At 61.4% G+C, this 20,555-nt stretch carries 17 protein-coding genes and 1 tRNA gene; 3 read left to right on the forward strand and 15 right to left on the reverse strand.

Annotation, left to right across the window (positions count from 1 at the left end; translation table 11 throughout):
* Positions 1-120: 120 nt before the first annotated feature.
* The gene (locus VGB22_07545) at positions 121-765 is read left to right on the forward strand and encodes a DJ-1/PfpI family protein (GenBank protein ID HEX9751118.1); all 645 of its coding nucleotides are present in this window, start codon (positions 121-123) and stop codon (positions 763-765) included.
* Here the strand turns inward: VGB22_07545 and moaA are convergent.
* The 4 genes from moaA to VGB22_07565 form a co-directional block, all read right to left on the reverse strand.
* Positions 762-1,775: a GTP 3',8-cyclase MoaA gene (gene moaA, locus VGB22_07550; protein ID HEX9751119.1), complete on the reverse strand. Its 1,014-nt coding sequence runs from the start codon at positions 1,773-1,775 to the stop codon at positions 762-764. The genes VGB22_07545 and moaA overlap by 4 nt on opposite strands.
* Positions 1,776-2,006: 231 nt before the next feature.
* Entirely contained in the window at positions 2,007-2,735 is a 729-nt protein-coding gene (locus VGB22_07555) for an isoprenylcysteine carboxylmethyltransferase family protein (protein HEX9751120.1), read from the reverse strand.
* A 114-nt stretch (positions 2,736-2,849) separates the two neighbouring features.
* Positions 2,850-5,120 carry a UvrD-helicase domain-containing protein gene (locus VGB22_07560; protein HEX9751121.1) on the reverse strand — a complete coding sequence of 757 codons (2,271 nt, stop codon included), beginning with the start codon at positions 5,118-5,120 and terminating at the stop codon, positions 2,850-2,852.
* A gap of 152 nt (positions 5,121-5,272) precedes the next feature.
* Entirely contained in the window at positions 5,273-6,442 is a 1,170-nt protein-coding gene (locus VGB22_07565) for a glycosyltransferase family 4 protein (GenBank protein HEX9751122.1), read from the reverse strand.
* 149 nt (positions 6,443-6,591) lie between these two features.
* Here VGB22_07565 and VGB22_07570 point away from each other — a divergent pair.
* A tRNA-Ser gene (locus VGB22_07570) sits at positions 6,592-6,678 on the forward strand.
* Positions 6,679-6,757: 79 nt separating this feature from the next.
* On the opposite strand, the gene VGB22_07575 is transcribed toward VGB22_07570, so the two are convergent.
* The 11 genes from VGB22_07575 to VGB22_07625 form a co-directional block, all read right to left on the reverse strand.
* The gene (locus VGB22_07575) at positions 6,758-9,850 is read right to left on the reverse strand and encodes an efflux RND transporter permease subunit (protein HEX9751123.1); all 3,093 of its coding nucleotides are present in this window, start codon (positions 9,848-9,850) and stop codon (positions 6,758-6,760) included.
* A gap of 24 nt (positions 9,851-9,874) precedes the next feature.
* A complete protein-coding gene (locus tag VGB22_07580) occupies positions 9,875-11,389 on the reverse strand; it encodes an efflux RND transporter periplasmic adaptor subunit (protein ID HEX9751124.1) in 1,515 nt (504 codons plus the stop codon).
* Positions 11,390-11,556: 167 nt separating this feature from the next.
* On the reverse strand, positions 11,557-12,072 hold the full coding sequence (locus VGB22_07585) for a hypothetical protein (protein HEX9751125.1): 516 nt from the start codon (positions 12,070-12,072) through the stop codon (positions 11,557-11,559).
* A gap of 361 nt (positions 12,073-12,433) precedes the next feature.
* On the reverse strand, positions 12,434-12,961 hold the full coding sequence (locus VGB22_07590) for a DUF1572 family protein (GenBank protein HEX9751126.1): 528 nt from the start codon (positions 12,959-12,961) through the stop codon (positions 12,434-12,436).
* 98 nt (positions 12,962-13,059) lie between these two features.
* Positions 13,060-13,392, reverse strand: coding sequence for a 4a-hydroxytetrahydrobiopterin dehydratase (locus tag VGB22_07595; GenBank protein ID HEX9751127.1), 333 nt, complete (start codon positions 13,390-13,392; stop codon positions 13,060-13,062).
* A complete protein-coding gene (gene larB / locus VGB22_07600) occupies positions 13,385-14,176 on the reverse strand; it encodes a nickel pincer cofactor biosynthesis protein LarB (GenBank protein HEX9751128.1) in 792 nt (263 codons plus the stop codon). Before larB ends, VGB22_07595 begins: the two co-directional genes overlap by 8 nt.
* The gene (gene larE, locus VGB22_07605; protein ID HEX9751129.1) at positions 14,176-15,018 is read right to left on the reverse strand and encodes an ATP-dependent sacrificial sulfur transferase LarE; all 843 of its coding nucleotides are present in this window, start codon (positions 15,016-15,018) and stop codon (positions 14,176-14,178) included. Before larE ends, larB begins: the two co-directional genes overlap by 1 nt.
* A gap of 11 nt (positions 15,019-15,029) precedes the next feature.
* Positions 15,030-17,003, reverse strand: a complete 1,974-nt coding sequence (locus VGB22_07610) for a HEAT repeat domain-containing protein (protein HEX9751130.1) — start codon at positions 17,001-17,003, stop codon at positions 15,030-15,032.
* 78 nt (positions 17,004-17,081) lie between these two features.
* Positions 17,082-17,498, reverse strand: a complete 417-nt coding sequence (locus VGB22_07615; protein HEX9751131.1) for a DUF309 domain-containing protein — start codon at positions 17,496-17,498, stop codon at positions 17,082-17,084.
* 77 nt (positions 17,499-17,575) lie between these two features.
* The gene (nth, locus tag VGB22_07620; protein HEX9751132.1) at positions 17,576-18,259 is read right to left on the reverse strand and encodes an endonuclease III; all 684 of its coding nucleotides are present in this window, start codon (positions 18,257-18,259) and stop codon (positions 17,576-17,578) included.
* A gap of 5 nt (positions 18,260-18,264) precedes the next feature.
* Positions 18,265-18,555: a hypothetical protein gene (locus tag VGB22_07625; GenBank protein HEX9751133.1), complete on the reverse strand. Its 291-nt coding sequence runs from the start codon at positions 18,553-18,555 to the stop codon at positions 18,265-18,267.
* Positions 18,556-18,990: 435 nt separating this feature from the next.
* On the opposite strand from VGB22_07625, the gene alr reads away from it, so the two are divergent.
* Positions 18,991-20,199 carry an alanine racemase gene (gene alr, locus VGB22_07630; GenBank protein HEX9751134.1) on the forward strand — a complete coding sequence of 403 codons (1,209 nt, stop codon included), beginning with the start codon at positions 18,991-18,993 and terminating at the stop codon, positions 20,197-20,199.
* The last annotated feature ends 356 nt before the right edge of the window (positions 20,200-20,555 follow it).

Raw genomic sequence — 20,555 nt, forward strand, 5'->3', positions numbered from 1 at the left:
GTTGGCTCCATTGAAGCCCTTGCGGCGACGCCGGATGCCGATGCGTGGGTCTGCCCGCCCTGTCGAGGCGATTGCGACACGCTGCATTTTTCTGAGGCGGGGAATTGCTCCGGATGCGGAATGCCGCTGATCCGTCTGCGCGACATTCTGCAGGTGGCGTTGGTCCTGTGGGATGGCGCCGAACTGCTCGATTTTGCCGGACCAGGGGAGGTTTTCTCCGCGGCCGGGTCATTTGCGGCAGAGGAGGGGCGCTCGACGCGTGTGTATACCGTTGCCTCAAAGCCGGGGAACGTGGTGAGCCAGGGCTTTGTCACCATCATCCCCGAGTACACCATCGCCGACTGCCCCGATCCCGATATCATCGTTTTGCCCGGCGGCGGCGTTCGCAATGCCACCGATGACACGGCGATGATGCGTTGGATCACGCAAGTCGTCTCCACCGCCGATTACGCCATGTCGGTCTGCACCGGAGCGTTCGTTCTTGGGAAAGCCGGCGCTCTCGACGGTCTGCATGCGACCACATGGTATGGCGCAATCGACGATTTCCGGCGCGCGTTCCCCAATACCACCGTGCGCGATAGCGTCCGTTTTGTCGACAACGGACGCATCATCACGACCGAGGGGGTCTCTGCGGGAATCGATGGAGCGTTGCACCTGGTGGCGCGCATTTTCGGCGACGAAGTCGCAGTACTCACGGCGCGATACATGCAATATGATCGCTGGGATCCGGAGGCCGGATTGGTGCGAGTTGCGCCGGGGAATTAGCCGCCGACGGCGATCATGGTCGGACGGCCGAGAAACGACGGATCTTCGAGGCGGTGCGCCGGCGCTTTCGTGCGCCAGTAGCCGGCGAGGGAGTCCCGCATCTCGTCGTTATCGGCGCCGCCGCGCAGCATCGCACGCAAGTCCAGTAACGTTTCCGAAAACAGACAGTTCGCAACGCGGCCGTCAGCCGTGATGCGAATGCGCGTGCAATCGGCGCAAAACTTGTGTGTCATGGTGGAAATGAAGCCGATGCGGCCGGGGCGGTCGGGCAGCGTCCACAGCTTGGCGGGCGCGGCCGAATCGCCGTTGTCGATCGGACGCAACCGCGGGCCGAAATGGTCGCGGAGTTCACGCTCCGGCACCAGCATGTCGCGTGAGTAAGCAACCTCGGCGGTCGGCATAAACTCGATAAAGCGCACGTCGACCTTGGGATGAAAGCAGAGGCCGGCGAGATCGTCGATTTCATCGTCGTTGATCCCACGCATGACGACCGTGTTGATCTTCACGCGTCGGATCCGCGGGTGCTCCAGGCTGGCGTCGATGGCGGCGCGCACACGGTCCAGGCCGTGACGGCGCGTAATTTGCACGAAGCGCTCCTCGCGCAGCGTGTCGCAACTGATGTTGACGGTGTCCAGCCCGGCAGCAATCAAGGCATCGAGATTCTCTTCCAACAGGTACGCATTGGTGGACAGCGCGATGGTTCTGATGCCGGGCATATGTCCAATCCGCGCCATGAGCATCGCCAGTCCCGGACGCAACAGCGGCTCACCTCCGGTGAAGCGCACCTTCCGCACACCCAGTGGCGCCAGGATTGCCACCAACCGAACGATCTCGTCATCGGAGAGTGCGTTGGGACTGATGCGTCCGGGTTCGTCGTTCTCAGGGGCGCAATAGAGGCAGCGGAAGTTGCACCGCGCCGTGACCGATATGCGCAGGTAACGCGGACGGCGCCCGAAACGGTCGACGCAATCGACCGTTCCCATTCGGGATTTGAGGGTTGCCGACAGCATCGCGGACCACATACACAAAACCGACCGTCATGGCGAATCGTTGCCGATGTCGATCGGTCGCAAACGGTGGATAATCTCCTTTGCCAAACACGGGCAGGCCGGGCGGTTACCCCCCCGACCGTCGAGTCCCCGTCGCCCCGACTTTATGGCGGGGTCGGGCGGGGTTCGGAGTTGTCACTATAGTATACGCGCCGAATGGCGATCTGGCAAATGACTCAAATGATAGTCAACTCAACCGCTGCGTCGTCCCTTGGGAACCGGCACCAGCATCGAGACGCCGCTGCGGTAAACGCGGTATTGTTCGCCGAAGACGCTGATTAAGTCCCGTTCCTCCAATTGGATCGCGACCAGGATGTATCCGGTGGTCATGATGGAAAAAAGCAGGTGCCCCATCGTCATGTGCGGGGTCGCACAAAACCCCAGCAGAAATCCCATGTAGATCGGATGGCGCACGAACTTGTAGAAGCCCGGCGTCGCAAATACCGGCGGCTGGAATTCGTGTCCTTTGAAATAAATCCAAACCTGCTTGAGCCCGAACAACTCAAAATGGTCAATTAGAAATGTAGCGATCAAGAGAATCGCCCAGCCCATCCAGAAGACGACATGCAGCGCCGTGATCCAGAACGGGCTTTCGATCTCCCAAACGGTCTCCGGCAGCGGCTGCCAAAAACGCACGATGAGCCACAGGCAAATGCTGGCGGCCAGCACATAGGTGCTGCGTTCGATCGGGCGGGGAATCAGTTTCAGCCACATCCGCTTGAAGCCATGCCGCGCCATCACGCTGTGTTGGATCGCAAACAGCGACAAAAGCCCGGCATCGATCAGCATGTGCCTGAGCCATGGGACCATGGTGGCCTGCGTGTCGTCCATCGTCCACACAAACCAGATGGCACTGAGGAAGACATAGAGGAAAAAGACATAACACAGAGCACCGTATCCCAATGCCAGTATGCGTCCCACCGAACGCCTCCTTGTGTGTTATCGATTCCTTGTCATGCGTGCGACGCGATGTCACGCGATTCCCCGATCCAAAAAAATCCGATCGCACAGATACTGTCAAGCGGGAATGGACGCTCAGGGCCGCAACAGTTCCAGCGGCGCGTAGCGCACCATGATTGTCTTGGTGAATCCGGCACGGAAGGAAATCTGACAAGTGGTGCCGTCGCCGGATCCGTGAATCGAGAGGATTTCCCCTTCACCGAATTGCGGGTGCCGGATGATGGATCCGGCTTGCAGCGCCTCGGCGATGCCGGTCCGCGGCACCGCGACCGTCGAGCCGATGCGCGCGACTGTGCGTCCTTGCTTCTGAGTCTGCATGAATCCGGTGCGCCAGGATCGTCCGGGGGCATTGTATCCCAGGCCGGTGCCGTCCAGCTCGATGTCGGGAATCAGATTCTCGATGTCGAGATGGTCGCGCGGAATTTCCTCGATGAAGCGTGATTTGATCGAGATCATCGACCCGAAACGACGTCGGGTGCGAGCGTAGGTCAGGGTCAGCCGCTCCTTCGCGCGCGTCGCGGCAACATAGAACAAGCGGCGCTCTTCCTCGAGCGTTTCCGGCTTTTCCATCGAGCGCGACAACGGAAAGAGTCCCTCCTCCAAGCCGGTGATGAAGACGACCGGAAACTCCAGTCCTTTGGCGGCGTGGATGGTCATCAAGGTCACCGCGTCCTGTTGGGATTGGTAAGTGTCGATGTCGGTGACCAGCGCCGCATTTTCGAGGAAACCGGACAACGACGGCGCATCCTCGGTCTGTTCGTATTCGGCCATGGCGGCGAAGAGTTCGTCGACGTTTTCCTCACGCGTGGTTGCGATGACGGGATCATCCTCGCGCCAGGCGTCCTTCAGTTGCACCGTGTCGACCAGGTAGCGGCACCACTCAGCCAGCCCCATGCGCGTTCGGGCCTCTTTGATGTCGTCGAGGGCGGTAACAAACCGCCCGATCGCGGTCGCGGCGCGCGCACCGACACATTCGCGCACCGCGTCGGAATCGGCCAGCACATCGAGCCAACGGCGCGCGCTGCGGCGGCGCAGGGCATCGAGCTTATCGATCGTCGCCTCACCGATGCCGCGGCGCGGCTTGTTGAGGATCCGTTCGAGCGCCACGCCGTCATTGCCGTTGATGGTTAAGTGCGCGTACGCGAGCACGTCTTTGACCTCGGCGCGCTGATAGAACTTCGTGCCGCCGACCAGCACATACGGCATCGTGTAACGGCGCAACGCTTCCTCGAACGTGCGCGACTGGGCATTGGTGCGGTAGAGCACGACACACTCACCGCCGCTGACGTTGTCGCGGTCGCACAGCAGACGGATCCGTCCGATGACCATCTCGGCCTCGGTGCGGTCGTCGGGTGTCATGATGAGCGTGATCTTGTCACCTGGCCCTTTGTCGGTCCAGAGTTTCTTGGGGTGACGGTTGATGTTGGCCGAGACGACCGCGTGGGCGGCCTCGAGGATATTCGGGCGCGAACGGTAATTCTGCTCCAGACGAATCGTCTGCGACTGCGGGAACCGTGATGTAAAATCGAGGATATTCCTGATATCGGCGCCGCGCCAGGCGTAGATCGATTGGTCGTCGTCACCGACGACACAAATGTTGTTTTGCGGCGCCGCCAGCAATTCGATCAGCCGCGCCTGCGCCGCATTGGTGTCCTGATACTCATCAACCAGCACATACGAAAACCGCATCTGCCAGCGCTCACGGGCACGCGCAACGTGCGTCAGGACGTCGACTGCGCGCAGTATCAGATCATCGAAGTCGACCGCGCCGGCATCGTCGAGTTGCTGCTGGTATTGTCGATAGATTTCGGCGATGCGGCGGTCGTAGTCATCCTTGGCGAGATTGGCGAAGGCGGCCGGGTCGCGCAATTGGTCTTTCGCGCCGGAGATTGCGCTCCCGACCGAGCCGGGCGTGAAGGTCCGCGACGGAAGATTGAGATTGGCGATCACCCGCTTGAGCAAGCTGGAGCGGTCACCGTCGTCGTATATGGAAAAATCGCGCGGCAGACGCGCCGCTTCATGCTCGAGTCGCAGAAAGCGGGCGCAGAACGAATGAAAGGTCGACACCCACATCGAATCGGCGACCGGCCCGACCAACTCGCGCACACGCGCTTTCATCTCTCCGGCGGCTTTGTTGGTGAATGTTACCGCCAGGATCTGCTGCGGATGGGTGCCGTTGTTCAAAAGCCACGCAATGCGATAGGTAATGACGCGCGTCTTGCCCGATCCGGCGCCGGCTAAGATCAACAGCGGCCCTTCGCCGTAAGTGACTGCCTCGCGTTGGGGCGGATTCAAGTCGTCCAAAAGTTGCGGAGCGTCTGATCGTTGCGCTGTATGTGTGTTCACTCTGAGTCCGAATCGACCGTCCGATGACCATCGGGGACGTGCGGTCATCGGCAAGGTACGGAGTCCGGTGGCGCGGAGCAATCGGCACGGCTCGGCATGGCATTGGTGAAGGGCCGTTCTGTATGTCCCAGAGTTGCCGGGCCTGACATGTTCTAACGCAGCGCGACCACACCGACCGAATGCAGAAGATCGGCCCAGCGACGGCGGGCGCGGTCGCCGGAGTACTCGATGAGCGCGCGCTGACGCGCGGCGAGGGCGAATCGATCGGAGAGTTCCTGCGAGAGCACCAGCACGGTCATGTACATGGCCCATTGGTCGGGCTCGCGGATGGTCGCCAGGTATCCGGTTTCACCGTGGCGGACGATCTCCGGATTGCCGCCGGCGTTGGCGGCGATCAACGGCAGCCCGGCGGCCATGTAGGTCAGCAGCATCGGCGGGCAGCTTTCACCGTAGCCGGTGAGGACGCCGATGTCGGCTGCCGCGAGCCACTGCATCAGGTGCGAGCGGTTGGCATCGTCGATGATGCGTTCACGGACCCCGCATTCATTGAGTGTCCGATTCCATTCGTCCGTCGCCGACCGATCGCCCGTGCCGAGCACCACGAAACGCGCATCGGGCTGTACCGTGCGCAGGAACCCGGCGGCTTCCAGGAAAGTGCGGTGATCGCTTTTCCTCTCAAATGGCGCCGCCATCAGAATGAGCGGCTGTGCCGTCGAAAACCCCATGACATGCTTGGCCTCGGCAATCGATTCGGGTGTGCGCCGTTCCAACTCCAGCGCATCGACGCCGTTGGGGATGATCTCAATCCGTGTTCGTTCGACGGCTTCCTGATGCACCAGCCGCCGCGCCCCCGCATACGACGTCGCCACAAACCTGGTCGCCTGCTGGTTGGCGAGCTTAAGCGCCCCGAGCGTCAGGACGGACGTTGCGAATCCCATGTCGTCGATAACGGCGACGCGTTGGGACACGCCGAGACGGGCCGCCGCCGTCAGACCGTGCAAACGGGCATGCAGACCGGATGCGACGACGCAATCGGGCTGATATTCGGCGACCGTTTGAGCCAGCACCCGTCGCGCCTGCATGCGTCCTGCAAGACCTGCGATGAGCCCGCGATTCTCAACATCAGGCAAGTCCAACCGCTGGATCGAGACCTGACCTTCGCGCGCGGTATTCCCGGTATCCGTTCCGTGGAGCACGACGGCTGCGATCTCGACCGAATCGCCGTTTGCCAAGGGATGCAGGTTGAACGGATCGAAGCACGACGCGGGCCAGTGATCGAGCGCGCGGTCGAACAGGCAGAGGATGCGTTTGGGTCCGAACATGGCATCAAGGGGAGATGTTCACGCAGTACCCCACTGGGTTTATCGGACCAAACGGCGCCGGGCTGAAAGCGACGAAGCGGAGGCAGCGAGCGCTTGATCCGACGCGGCAGGCGGGATAGCTTTCGGACGGTCGCGAGACCGCGCACACTGGAGAGATGTCCGAGCGGTTGAAGGAGCACGCCTGGAAAGCGTGTAGGCGTTCACGCGCCTCCCGGGTTCGAATCCCGGTCTCTCCGTTTAGGATTGCGCGTCACGAATGCCACCCCGATTGATCAGTGATTCGCGCGTTCGCGCTACGAATCCGTGCGATGGTCGTTAAGCTTTGTCGGCACCAGTGTGTGAAGACCCCCATCGCGAGAACAGCACCGGCACGAGGATCATGTTCAGAAACGTTGAAGTCAGCAGTCCTCCCAATATCACCTGCCCCATGGGACTCTGGATTTCATTCCCCGGTTCCTGACCGGCAATCACGAGCGGGATGAGCGCCAGCCCCGCGCACAGTGCGGTCATCAGGACAGGTCCGAGACGCTGCAGAGAGCCGGTTCGGATTGCATCGGGCAGCGACATGCCTTCGTCGCGCATCAGATGCTGATAATGCGACACCAATAACACGCCGTTCCGGGTCGCAATCCCGAAGAGCGTGATGAATCCGACCAACGTCGCGATGCTCATTGTCTTGGCCCCCAGCGCCACTGCGACGATCCCGCCGATGAGCGCCAGCGGGAGATTGACGAGCACAATCAGCGTGTGACGGTGATTGCCGAACGCGCGGTACAGGATCGCATAGGTCGCCAGCAGGATCAACACGCCCAACACGATCAGGTTTCGCACGCTCTTGACGGCTTCCTCGAACTGGCCGCCGAAAACGATCCGATATCCGGTGGGAAGGGGCACGGAATTGTCGATCCGGTGTCGCGCTTCCTCAACGGGACCGGCCAGATCGGCGCCCTCGATATTGGCCGTGAGCATCGCCACGCGCTGGACACTTTCCCGGCGGACCATGCTCGGCCCCAGATCGAAGCGGACATCGGCGACATCCGCCAATCGAATCGCATGCCCCGTCGGAGTGATGACCGGAAGCGTGCGCAAGCGCTCCCGTTCGTCGCGCAGACGCTCCGGAAACCGGACGGCGATGCGGGAGGCGACGCCGTCCTCCACGATCTCTCCGACTTCCGTTCCCTGAAACATCGCCTCGACCGTTCGCGCCAACGACGTGGTGCTCAAACCATGCCGGGCCATCGCTCTGCGGTCAAAATCGATGAGAAGCTGCGGGATACTGGACTGCTCGGTGTTGCTCAGGTCCACGATTCCCGGCACGTCGCGCAAGACCTGTTCGCACCGCGTGGACAGACTTCGCAGAACCGAGAGATCGGGTCCGAAGATTTTCACGGCGAGGTTTGATTTGCTGCCGGAGATCATGTGGTCGATGCGATGGCTGATCGGTTGGCCGAAGCTGACGTTGACTCCGGGGATCGTGGCGACTGCACCCCGCATGGCGGCCAGCAGCTCCGCTTTTGGGCGTCCGGGCTGCAATACGACCTCCATCTCCGATGCATTGACGCCCTGAACATGTTCGTCTTTCTCGGCGCGTCCGGTTCGGCGGCTGGTAGAGATGACTTCAGGAAACGCCAGTAACACCGCCTCGACTTGGCGTCCGAGGGCATCGCTTTCAGCCAGTGTGATGCCGGGCACACTCACAATGGCAACCGTCAGCGATCCCTCATTGAACGGCGGGAGGAAACTGCGTCCAAGGAACGGCAACAGGCCCAGTGCAGCAATGAACGCAACTGCCGTCAGGCCAATGACGAGACCCCGTTTTCGCAACGCGATTTCGAGGGACGGCCGGTAGGCGCGCTTCAGCGAGCGCATGAGCAGTGACTCTCTCTTGTCCAGGGCTCGCGAATTCGGCAACAGGTAATAACAGAGGACCGGCGTCACCGTGAGCGAAACCAACAGCGAGGCGGCCAGCGCCGCGATGTAGGCAAATCCCAACGGCCGCAGCAGGCGTCCTTCCATTCCCGGCAGAAAGAACAGCGGCACGAACACAAGCCCGATGATCAACGTGGCAAAGAAGATGGCGGCCCGCACCTCGGACGATGCGCCGAAGACCACATCAAGCGCCGGCCGGCGATCCTCCGGCGGCTGGGCGCGGTTTTCACGCAGTCTGCGGAACACATTCTCAACATCGATGATGGCGTCATCGACGAGAGCGCCGATTGCGATGGTCAGGCCACCGAGCGTCATCGTATTGATCGATAGACCAAACAGGGAAATCGCCAAGATTCCGGACACCAACGACAGTGGCAGTGCGATCGCCGAGATCAGAGTGGTGCGCAGATTGCCGAGGAACAGCAGGAGTATGGCCATGACGAGGATGGCCCCGTCACGCATGGCGATGGCGACGTTGTGGATGGCGACGCTGATGAAGTCGGCTTGCCGGAAATTTTCTTTTTCGATACGGACGCCGGTGGGCAGAGTCCGTTCCAATTCCAACAGCACCCGGTCAATCGCTTCGGTCAACTCGAGCGTGTTTGCTCCGGGCTGCTTTTGCACACTGAGGATGACGGCCGGTTGCATCCGGTACGACGCAGTGCCGCGCTTGGGCTCGGGGCCTTCTCGTACCGTTGCCAAATCGCCGATGCGCAATGGAATACCGTCATGAACACGGACCGGAGATGCGGCGAGGTCGAAAGTGGTCCGAGCCCGACCCAGTCCCCGAACGAGGTACTCTTCCCCCTGATCAACGTGAAATCCGGCGGCCGGACTCTGGGTCACGCCGGCGAGGGCGCCGACGACCTCATCGACATCGACGCCGTGCTGAGTCATCTTCGCGGGATCCAGTTCCACCTGGAACTCTCGCACATCGCCGCCGATGGGCGTGACCTGCGAGATGCCGGAAATCGCCAGCAGATTGCGACGCAAGACGATCTCCGCCAGACGACGAAGCTCCATCGGCGAAACGCTGTCGGAATCCGCAGTCAGCGCGATAAAAGTGATTTCCCCCATAATCGAACTGATCGGTCCGAGTTGCGGCGCTTCGATCTGATCGGGCAGTGAAACGGGCTGGATTCTCTCCGTCACGACCTGGCGGGCGCGGTAGACGTCCTCGGTCCATTGAAACTCGACCCATATGACCGAGATGCCATCGGCCGAGACCGAGCGCACTCTCCGAACTCCGGGTGCGCCATTGATGGCCGACTCGAGCGGGAATGTGATCAACAGTTCGATTTCTTCGGGGCCGAGACCCTGGGCCTCGGTGATGACGGTCACGGTCGGCGCCGTCAGATCCGGGAATACGTCGATCGGCACTTCGAGTGTCCATACGGTGCCGACGACCAGAACCAGAGCGGCCGTCAACAGAACCAGCGTCCGGTGGCCGAGGGAGAATGCGATGAGACGATTCAGCATGGTTGATCTCCTTCCAGCGGATGCTTAGTGAACATGGCCTTCGATGCCCCCAGACGACAGAAGCGTTGAGCGACGGATCATCGCGCCGCCGACGGTGACCAGGCGCAGGCCGGGTGTCAGTCCCTCGATGAGGATGCTGTCGCCATCACGGGCCACGACGTGCACTTCGCGACGTTCGAACGATTCGCCCTCGATCTGGACGTAAACGACCGATGTGCCGCCGTCATCGACGAGAGAGGACTGGGGTATGACCACACCGTCACGAGTCTTTGTGCTCGCGATTTCGACTTCGACCACAGCGCCCAGCCGCAATCGCTCGTCGGCCTTTCGGATTTCGAGAAGGGCGGTGACCGTCCCTGTTTCGGCATCCACGGATGGCGATAGCGCGATCAACCGGGATTCCTCGGCCCCAAACGAGAGCCGCGACCCGGAGCCCGGGATTCTGATATGGAACCCGTGCACCCCCGCACTGAGGGCGTCGGCCTCTGCCGGATCGAGCGCCACTTCAATCCACAGCGGAGAGGTCTTCACGACTCGCAGGAGCGAATCACCGGCCGAGACAGACTGACCTGGGCGCACCCACACCTCAGCCACTGATCCGCTCAACGGCGATGTAACGGTCAGGCCCGCCGACGCCGCTGAGGACTCAACCAGCGGCTCCAGCCCCGCCACCCGCGACCGGGCCGCGTCAATTTCGGCCTGAGTAACAGCGCCCGCCCTGAAAAGCGTCTCAAGTCGTTCAAGATCGATTCGCGCGAGCGACAGGTCACTGCGCAATTCGGAAATCGATTGCTCGGCTGCCGCCCGCGGTTGGAGCCGCACCAGCGGCTGTCCCGATTGCACATCGGCGCCCGTGTAAACGTTCAGATCAGTCGAGACGATCCCGTTGACCGGCGCTGAAACTATGACGTCTCCGCCGACCGCCGCGCGTATCCGCGCCGGGCCATCGACCATCTCACGAACTGTCCCGGTCGTCACCCATTCGGTCGCGAAGGCGGTTTTCCACTGCTGTTCCTTGAGAAAGCCAACGGGCGGCGAACCGCTCGGCGCTGCGTCAGACCAATAGGCGGGCGCCTCGATCAATCCACCGGGCTGCGTGGTGTTGCCTACGCGCACGCGACCGGATGGAATGGCCTCAATTCCATTGGGTGTCTCAACACGAAAGATCAGTTCGAACTCGCCCTCAACCTGTGGAACGACCACAATTGAATAGATCCCCGGTCGGAGCGGCTGCGGGCGCATGAACACCGTTTCGGTTCCGTCCGGAGACCGAAGGACGGCGGAAACCTTGCCCTCCGTGAGCGCCTGAAATCGATCCAGGACGGTTACGTGAGTATGAGACTTCACGACCTTTCCTGCAACCAGGGGGTCCGCCTCGGCGAAGATCTCATACTGATCGCCCCACGACGTGACGGCCCAGCTCTCTTCCTGGTTGGAGGCGGCATCGTGTGAGTGTCCTCGCTGATTCTCTGCAGTGTCCGGTCCGCAAGCGGCGATCCATCCGGTCATGGCGAGAGCGATTATCCACTTGATCTGCATGTTCACGGCAAAACTCCATTTCGGTAAGTTGGCCGACCACGCCGCATCCGATTGATGAGACAATCCCGGAACGGCATTGGCTCGTGACGCACGGGCCCCGGCACCAGCGACGGACAGCGCGCAGCACCGCCGCATCACAGTGTGATTGTGCGTTGACCCGGAAATCGTCAGGCGATTGAAGGCGGGGCTCGGAGAGCGGGACGGCCCGTCAGCAACCGGCGACCGAGCGATTCGTCGTCGGTGAGCCGGCGCAACAGTCCCGATTCGGCCGGTGGTTCGAGGAGTGCGCAATCCGATACCGGTATGTACACAAACTGCGCACGAACGCGCCAAGCGTCGCGCTCGTGGTCGTCGATGGGATGTTGATGATCTTCGTCGGTGAATTCAACCTGCGAGCCCGCTATCGGTCTGATATCCGCGTGTTCGTGGGCCAGATGGTGGGGCGTGGCCACTGCGATTCCCACGATAAGGCACAGCAGTACCGCGCTGCACAGACGTCGCCCGCCGGATTCGGATTGTTGGACAGCCATGACCGACAATACATGACGGATTTCATCTCCCTTCGGCAAGCCCTTTCTTGTGACCACGAGCCGCGAGACCCCGCCAACTCGAGTGTATTCCAGCAAATCTGCGTCACGGAAGGCAGCGAATTCGTGGAAACTCCGAATTCCGAATGCAGTCATAGTTTGCGTCAACATGGCACACGCAGAGCTCGATCTCTCCTCCCCGATCGCACCACTCGACGATGCTGAGTGTGAATGGTGCGTCCGCAGGAATCATGAGCCATTGTGTATGCGACCACTTCGGCGCAACCGGGAAGGCGACGGTCACACAGACTGGGTTCATCGCGGGTTTTCGGTGTTCGGTCAGATGCAGCTTCGGACAGCATCACCGTGAAAGGATGTGTCGTCGAAACGGGCCGGGAGTCAGCTTCATAACCCGGAATGGTGGCGTCACCCGACCCCGGGTGATGCCTCTTCTCGTCACGCGGGGCAGCGTGGCGGGGACTTACGGATGCGTGGAAACAGGGTTTCGGAACTGATTCTACGTCGATCGAAGCGATCTCGTAAACTCTTCGGACTTTCCGCGCGGAATCGACAACGTCTGCCACTGGTCGCCGGCGTAGTGTTTGGCCAACAATGCAATCTGCCCGATGTGCATGGAGTAGTGCACCAGTTGACGGTGCAGCGCACGCGGGATGGTGTGCTCCTGGCCGCGGATGGTGATCGTGCGGCCGATGTCGGCGGCGGTCAGGGGATCGATCGCGGCGAAGAGAATTCGCCAGCCATCCTCCCAGTGTCGCATGATCGAAGCGCGCGAATCGGATTTGTCGATGATGAATTCACCGTCGCGATGACGGTCGGGCTTTTCACCGTCGGATGTCAGGAAATCGGTCCAGCGCGAACGCATGTTTCCCGCCATGTGCTTGATGATTACGGCGATGCTGTTGGATTCGGGATCGAGCGTGGCAAAGAAGTCATCATCGGATACCTGCGCGAGCGCGCGGTCGACATATTTCTTGAGATTGCGGAATTCGCCGCGGATTTCGGTCAGATAGAATTCGGGGTCCATATCGCATTGACGCGTTGAACGGATCCCTCATCCCCGCCCTCACCCCCGCCTTCTCCTGACGGGAGGGGGTGGTCCCATCATGGCATCAGAAGCGTCAGTCATGATTTCGGGATGCGGTCGATCTTGGCGGCCATGATGAAGTCGCTTTCGGTCAGGCCGTCGATCTTGTGCGTCCACACTTTGATTTCGACTTTGCCCCATGCCAGGTAGATGTCGGGATGGTGCCCCTGGTCTTCGGCGAGTTCACCGACTCTGTCGACAAATGCCAGCGCCGTGGCGAAATCGGGAAACTCGAATGTCTTCTGAACGTGATGTTCGCGCACGACGGTCCAGCCATTGACCTGCTCAAGCAGATCGGTGAGTTGAGTTCCCGACAACGGTGGCACGCCGCCGCGACAGGGTATGCATTTGAGTTCGGCCAGATCAGGCATGTTCGGTCCTTTCGAGTTTCGTGTTGATGCGACATGCCGCCAGCGCCGCGCCGAAACCGTTGTCGATGTTCACGACGCTGACACCCGGCGCGCAACCGGCGAGCATACCCAATAGCGCGGCCAGGCCGCCGAGCGCGGCCCCGTATCCGACCGAGGTGGGAACCGCAATGACCGGGCGCGCAATCAGGCCCGCCACCACCGACGGCAACGCGCCTTCCATACCGGCGACCACGATCACGCAGCCGCAACGGTTCAGTTCGTCACGGATGCCGGTGACGCGATGCAGTCCGGCGACGCCGACGTCATAATGCCGCGACGGCGTGTGCCCGACGGTCTCGATCGTCAGCGCCGCTTCTTCGGCGACGAACACATCGGACGTTCCGGCCGAAACGATCGCGATCGGCGCGGCGATGACTTTGCGATCGGGATCCAATCGGCGCAGCAGTCGCGCCGCGCGGTGATATTCCAAATCCGACACGGCGGCTATCGCCGCTTCGGCGTGCTCCGGATTCGCGCGCGTCGCCAAAAGGGCGCGCTGATGTTCGGACTGACGCGTCAGGATCGCCGCGGTTTGTTCCGGAGTCTTGCCCTCGCAATAGAGCACTTCGATGAATCCGGTACGGCCGTCGCGGCCGTGGTCCAGATTGGCGAAGGCGCGCGCGTGGTCCTCATTCCGTTGAGGATTGTTCTGCAACAGACGCGCCGCATCATCGACGCTGATTCGTCCGGCGGCGACTTCGCCGAGTATGGAATTCAGATCCGGTATGGCGGTGGTGGTCGGCATCACGTGTTCTGTCCTGCCGGACGGTACCCGGCCAGATCGAGCGTCACATATCTGAATCCGAACTGCCGGACGTGGTCGACCACACGTCCGCGTCGGTCGGCATCGGCGATCTTGTTCCAATCGTCTTGCTGCAACTCGATGCGGGCGATCTCGCCGTGATACCGCACGCGGTGGCCTACGAATCCCAGTGCCTGCAAGGCGGCCTCGGCGCGGTCGACTTGACGCAAAGCATCATCGCTGATCTTTGTACCGGTGGCAAACCGCGAGGCCAGACAGGCCATCTGCGGTTTGTCCCAACTGGGCAGGCCGCGTTTCCTGGAGAGCCAACGAATCTCCGGTTTGGTCAGACCCGCCTCCACCAATGGCGCGCACACGGCGAACTCAGTGGCGGCGCGCTGCCCCGGACGAACATCTCGTGCATCTTCGGGAATGGCGCCGTACAGAATGTGACGGATCCCTTCCTGATTCGCCAGGTTCGTCAACACACCGAATAACTCGGCCTTGCAAAAGTAGCAGCGGTCGGCGTCGTTGCTCTGCCAGCGGGAATCGGCGGTTTCGTGCGTCTCTATTGCGCGGAAGTTCCAGCCGCGTTCCCGCGCGAGGGTTGCGGCAAAGACATACTCCGCTTCCGGCATCGAGGGCGATTGCGCCGTCACGATGAGCGCGCGGTCGCCGAAGGATTCGTACGCGACACAGGCCAGATAGGTCGAATCGACCCCGCCCGAATAGGCGACCACGGCCGACTCCATTCCGGCAAGAATCGCGCGCAGATGCCCCTCGCGCGTGGAGATGATCTCCGATTCGCCGGACGGTGATGATCGGGAAAGCGGTGTCGTGATCATGGTCGGCTCGTTCAGGTTTCGTCCTGAGGGATTTCGATCGTGATGGTTCGGATCGTGTCCTCGACCGTCAGTTGCCGGGCAATGTCTAAGCCGTCGGTTACAGTCCCGAAAATCGCGAAGCGCCAGTCCATGTATGGCAATCGCGAGAGGGCGATTCCAAATATACCACGCCCCGCGTCGCGCGTGTTGCTGGACCAAAAGATGGACCCCTCTTCAATTCGCAAGGGTGAGTACTCGTCGCGCACAGCCGGGTCGGGGGTGCCGAATCCATCCCCCCGGCGGTCACCCGCGTGCACCGCCTGGTCGGCCTGCACGTCGTTGATGGGTGTATTGTCGTAATGTCCTGAGCGGGCGATCTCGATAAAGCGGCGCACGGTGCGCGGCGCCCATTCGTCCAGAAACGCGACCGTGATGTCGCCCCTAGTCGTGTGCAAGATGGCGCGCGGCGATGCCGGATACGGGTGGAGCAATTCCTCGACATTCTCGACTGTCAGATCCGTTTGGAAAGTACCCATTCCGCTGCCAAGCTCCTGCCGGAATTTGCGCGCGACCGCGATCGTGTACCATCGCACCAGCCGATCTGGGTCGGCCATGCCCCAGTTGAGAATGTCCTGACGGATCGAGTCGATCTGGACCGTCGGCAGGAGGTTGGTGCCGGCCGCGGCAATCGCCCATTTGACCTCGGGACGGGCATCGTCGCGGTGCTTACGGTAAAGCGGCCGCAGCGAATCGGTGTATGCGTGAATATAGGCCGAGCCGATCAGATTGACCGCCGTGCTCACACACTTAAGGTCGTCGTCATTGAACAGCCGGTTGAGATACTCGAACAAATCGGGGGGGCCGTAGGCCGCGTATGCCTGCACGGCATACGCACGCACCATCGGCGATGGATCGGACGTGAGGCGCCGGACTGTGGGCAGCAGGGTCGTATCGCGTGACCCCAGGCGAATGAGTTCCTCGACAGTCTGCATGACCGCCAGCCTCACGCGGGGATGCGGGTCATCGGCGGCGGGAATGATGAAATCCGCGCACGCGAGGTCGGGACGTTTGCATAATGCGTTGACCGCTTCGGCGCGGACCGAGTGATCGGGGTGATCCAACAGTTCGGAGTAGTACGGTTGCGCCCACATTTGCCAGTGCAGTCCCGCGGTCTTGACCATCTTCTGCAAAACCGGCGCATTGGTCTCCCCCGCCAGCAGAGGAACCATGTGCTGAGCGCCAACCGAGTCGCGCGTCAGCAGCATGGTCTCGGCCGCTCCGGCGCGCACCCGGGCGTCGGGGTCCTGCATTCCCTCGACCATCTTCAATGCGCCCTCGGGCGTCTGCATCGATCCCGCCAATGAGTAGGCGCGTTTGCGCATCACCGGATCGGGGTCATCGCAATGTGCAAATCCCCATTCAGCCGCCCGGGCGGAACGCATCCGGGCCAGCGAGAACGCCGCCAGCCAGCGCGTGGCTGGATCATCGAGCAATGGCAAAATCGAGTCGGCCGCATCGCGCTGGTTGCAGAGATCCAGTGCAAGTGCCGTCTGGGCGCGCACACGCGGGTCAGGATGATGCAACAGATGCACATAGGTCAGCCATTCGTCGCGGGCGTAGGTCCGTGCGAGACCATGCAGGATATTGATCAGCGCGTCAGGATCGGTTTCTGTCCGCACTGCTTCCAGCAGCGCGTCCTTGCCATTACGGAATATCCAGGCGCCCATGGCAAATGCCGCCATGCCGCGTACCTCGGGGCTCTGGTCGTTCAGCAGGACACTGCGCAGCGTGTCGAGATTGAGCGTGTCGTTGATGCGCCCCAGCGCTAACGCCGCCCGCACACGAACCGCTTCGTGGTCGTCGGAGAGAAGAGTGAGCATTTGCCCGTTGCCGTCCCAGCCCTGATCCTCCCAGACGGCAATCTGCGCGAGCTTCTTTTCGAGCGCATTGTCGGCCCGTCCGCAGCCGCCGGCCGCAATCGCGAACAGCAGCAACACGACTGCCATGCGTGTCCCGGATGATGAGAATCTGCGGATGGCAAATCTCATTGTGACATTCGGCATTGTCCCATGATCTCCTTCATCTTAGTCCGGCGCCAACGGCAGATACGATGGAAAATGCTGCTCATTGAACGAAAGCTGTTCGGGATGCGGGGCGCCGTCCCAAGACGACAGATACCCTTTGATCCACTCAACCCAGGCGCCCCGGTCAATGCCCCAGTGTTCCTCGGGATACTCTTCCAGCTTGGCAATAGACCTACCCCAAAGACTCCGGGCGCCGGCCGGGTTGTCCATCTCGTGATGATACGCGCCCACCGCCAATTGGATGAGTCCCTGCAGAAAGCGACGGTCGGGGCCATTGAGCTGATGCCAGAAGTCCTCCCAAATGTCGTGCGCCTCGAAGTATCGCCCGGCGTTGAACTCGCGCAGCCCCGCATCGAACATCGCCCGACCTTCGACGGTTCGGTCGGGAATCCGCGATTTGGCGTGTGCCGTCATCATCAAGGTGGCAGTGGCCCGTCAATGCCACAGAACACTAAGAATAACACAGTGTTGCAGCAAAACCAATAGTTGACCGATTATCCGGGACGCGCAGCCCTGTGGCTCGTCGGCAAGTGGTCCTTCGCCCCCGGACAATCCGGCACCAATGGGCACTGTTCGCATCTGGGACGGCGTGCCACGCAGATTGCGCGGCCGTGCCAGATCATTCGGTGCGAAAACTCAATCCATACCTTCCGGGGTAACAGCGCGATGAGGTCGCGTTCGATCTTGACCGGGTCGGTGTGAGCGGTCAGTTTCATTCGCCGCGCCAGCCGACCGACATGTGTGTCGACCACCACTCCCTCGGCCAAGCCGAATGCGGTTCCCAGAACCACATTGGCGGTCTTGCGTCCAACGCCGGGGAGTTGAACCAGCAAATCGAGCGATCGGGGGATGACCCCGCCGTGGCGCACGACGAGCCCGCGGCTGGCGCCGATAATGCTCCTGGTCTTGGCGCGGAAGAATCCGGTCGAGCGGATGATCGATTCGACTTCTTTCGGATCGGCATTCGCGAAATCATCCGGAGTCTTGAACCGCGCGAAGAGCTTCGGCGTCACAATGTTCACCCGTTGGTCGGTGCATTGCGCCGAGAGGATCGTTGCGATCAGGAGCTGGAATGGGTTGTCATGCGTCAATGCGCACTGGGCCGGATACAGCGCCTTGAGCGCACCGGCGATGCGTCGCGTGCGCCGGATCCTTTCTGGTTTGGATTCACGCGGCACGGAGGTCACTCCATGCGGTCGGCGGATTCTTTGGTGCGCGGGTCGTGCAGCATGCGTGATTCTTCGTACAATTCGATGATGCAGCGGTCGCAAAACCAGCGACGGTACCCGCCGTCGCCGATCTTGCGTTCGATCATATCCTCTTCGTCAAACTCGTCCTGGCAGATCGCACAGGACTGGACTTTGCGTTCCTCACGCGGGACACCGATTCCCGGCGTGTCGGTGCGCTTCATCATCATCGTCAGCACGAAAAACAGTACGAACGCGACGCCGATGATGAGGAAGATGGCGGACACCGGGGAGGTCGGATTCCGGGGTTATCAGGTTGGAGGCATTGGGCGGACGGCCCGCCCAGGGGCAATCGACGGTTTAGAACCAGCCCTGCATGTCGCTGAAAATCAGCACCAGCGCCACAAGGGTCAGAATGGCCAAAACGGCGATCGTCACCAGTTCCAGCGGTCGTTTCGATTCAGCCATCGATGCTTGTCCCCCTTCCGGATCCAATTGCAAGATAATCAGTCGCGTCTCTCAGAACAACCGGGTTCGGGCGACGGCTTTCGGACGGAACCGGTATCGCCTCGCTGTGGAACGCTGGTGTTCGTCCTGTTTACAACCCTCAGCAGGGTCTTGATCCTTGTGCGTTCCCCGGGCGAGGGATAGATTTCACGGGGAAACCCGATACGGCCGCAGTTGGCTGCCGGGTCGGCGCAGTCCGAGAGGGGAGGCGGCAGGTGTTCGCCGATTATCCATCGTACCGATCCAATTCAGACATCGCGTTGAATAAGACGTGGGTCGAAATCGACGCGTCCGTGCTGCGCGCCAACCTGCGCCGCTTGCGGGTCGCGGCCGGGCCGGGCCGTTCGATCATCCTCGTGGTCAAATCCGACGGATACGGTCACGGCGCCGAGACCGTCGTGCGCATCGCCGCCGAGGAAGGAATCCATCGCTTTGCGGTGGCGAGTGTCGATGAAGGGATCGACCTGCGGTGCTCGGAGATCGAAGATGACATCCTGCTGTTGCATCCGCCGCTCGAATTCGAAATGCCGGCGATCGCCGAATGGGACCTGATCCCGACGATTTCCCATGAAGAAACCGCGCACGCACTTGACGAATGTTTCGATGGCGAACCGCGCGCGGTGCATGTCGAAATCAACACCGGCGTCAGCCGTCTCGGATTCGAATGGACCGTCGCTGCCGATGCGATCGCGCGAATTGCCTCGCTGCCGAATCTGAAGCTTGGCGGCGTCTTCACCCATTTCCGCAATGGCACGACGGAGGATGCCGCTATGATCCGTCAGCAAATGGAACGCTTCAACGACGCCACCGGCGAATTGAAGAAGCGCGGTGTCGAATGCGGTCTACGCCACGCGGCGTCGTCGTACCCGATGGCGTTTCATCCTGATACCTACTGCGAGGCAGTGCGTCCGGGGCTGATCGCCTATGGCGCCATGAATGTCTCCGGCGCGGCCGTGCCGATCCTCACGCAGGTCGAGCCGGTGATGAGCGTGCGCACCCGCATCCTCCACATCCGCACGGTCCGGGCCGGGGAGTGGATATCCTATGGCGCGACATTCCAGGCGCCGCGCGATATTTCGGTCGCTGTGTTGCCCATCGGCTATGGCATGGGATACCACCGCCAAATGTCCAACCGGGCTTGGGTGCTGATCAACGGACACCGCGCGCCGATTGTCGGCGTCATCGGCATGGACATGACGATCGTCGATCTGTCAGGAGTCGGTGATGTGTCGATTGGCGGGGTCGCCACCGTCCTTGGCCGCGACGGTCAAGAGACTATCACCGCCGAGGACTTGGCGCGCTGCGCCGGGACGATCCCCTACGAGATCACCTGTGCTTTGGGCAATTCGCTGCCGCGCTGTGTGATGAATCAAGAGACCGAAAGCCCTGTGACTGTGGAAGTCAAACGCGTCGCAGTGCCCTGATTGCGACTTCTGGGCACCCGACGGAATCGACTGAGTCACGCCTCACAGACCTGTATGGTCCATCCGTCAGGGCTCGCCTATCTCACGTTGACGAGCCCTCGGCAATTCCATCGAGACCGCGTGCTTGTATACAAAGACGACTCTGAGTGTCGGGCGTTGCTTAGGCCGGCCCCGACCAAAAGCGGGGCGTGTTGAAAAAGCCCAATTTGATGTCACCCCGAGCGGAGCGAGGGGTCTCGATGCGCGAGTGGCCGCCGACAACGCGTTGGAGATTCCTCGCTTCGCTCGGAATGACCCGAATGATTATTTCCATGAAACTCGATTATGTGGGTTCCGATGGGTTTTTCAACACGCCC

The organism is Candidatus Zixiibacteriota bacterium (genome assembly GCA_036397555.1).
GTDB lineage: Bacteria > Zixibacteria > MSB-5A5 > WJJR01 > WJJR01 > DATKYL01.